The sequence below is a fragment of the Mycobacterium sp. TH-M82 genome (assembly GCF_057473605.1).
On the sequence record NZ_JBYCKY010000899.1, the window covers coordinates 1 to 1112 of the forward strand.

Genomic DNA, 1112 nt, shown 5'->3' on the forward strand with positions numbered 1-1112 from the left:
CGGTCGGCTTCACACCCGAGCAACTCGAGATCGAGCTCAACTGGATCGACGAGCACATCGGCAACCATCCCTACGGCGTCGACATCGTGATCCCCAGTACATACGAGGGGATGGAGTCGCATCAGTCCGCCGAGGAACTCGCAGAGACGCTGCGGTCGATGGTGCCGCAGGGGCATCTGGATTTTGCCCGCAAGATCCTGGCCGACCACGGCGTCCCCATCGGCGACAGTGGCGAAAGCGCGCTGCGGTTGCTCGGTTGGACCGAGGCGACGGCCACCCCTCAGGTCGAGGTCGCGCTGCAGCACCCGAAGATGACGCTGATCGCCAACGCGCTCGGCACCCCGCCGTCGGACATAATCAAACACATCCACGACTGCGATCGCACAGTGGCGGCGCTGTGCGGCTCGCCGTCGCAGGCCCGCAAACACGCCGACGCCGACGTCGACATCATCATCGCCCAGGGCGGCGAGGGCGGCGGCCACTGCGGAGAGGTCGGCTCGATTGTGTTGTGGCCGCAGGTGATCAACGAGGTTGCGCCGCGGCCGGTGCTGGCGGCCGGCGGCATCGCCAGCGGCCAGCAGATCGCCGCCGCACTCGCTATGGGTGCGCAGGGCGCGTGGACGGGGTCGCAGTGGCTGATGGTCGACGAGGCATCCAACACCGCAGTCCAGCAGGCGGCCTATGCGAGGGCCAGCAGCCGCGACACGGTCCGGAGTCGTTCGTTCACCGGCAAGCCGGCCCGGATGCTGCGCAACGACTGGACCGACGCCTGGGAGCAGCCGGGTAACCCGGAACCGCTCGGCATGCCGCTGCAGTACATGGTCTCGGGCATGGCCGTCGCCGCGACCCAGAAATACCCGAACGAGACCGTCGACGTCGCGTTCAACCCGGTCGGGCAGGTGGTCGGGCAGCTTTCCAAGGTGGAGAAGACCGCGGCGGTCATCGAACGCTGGGTCGCCGAGTATCTGGAGGCGACCAACCGGCTGGAAGAGATCAACGCCGCCGCGGTCTGACCCAAACTGCACGCCGATTCTTGTCGGCGGGTCTGTCTAGTATTCGAATATGCGTTCGGGTAGTAGTCGGGAAGCGATCACCGCGGCCTTCGATGCGCT

At 66.7% G+C, this 1112-nt stretch carries 1 protein-coding gene; it reads left to right on the forward strand.

Going from position 1 to position 1112, the window contains the following annotated elements:
- Window positions 1–1013: NAD(P)H-dependent flavin oxidoreductase (locus AC2VON_RS26215; RefSeq protein WP_486955427.1), on the forward strand; the 1013-nt coding region annotated here is incomplete at its 5' end.
- Window positions 1014–1112: the final 99 nt, after the last annotated feature.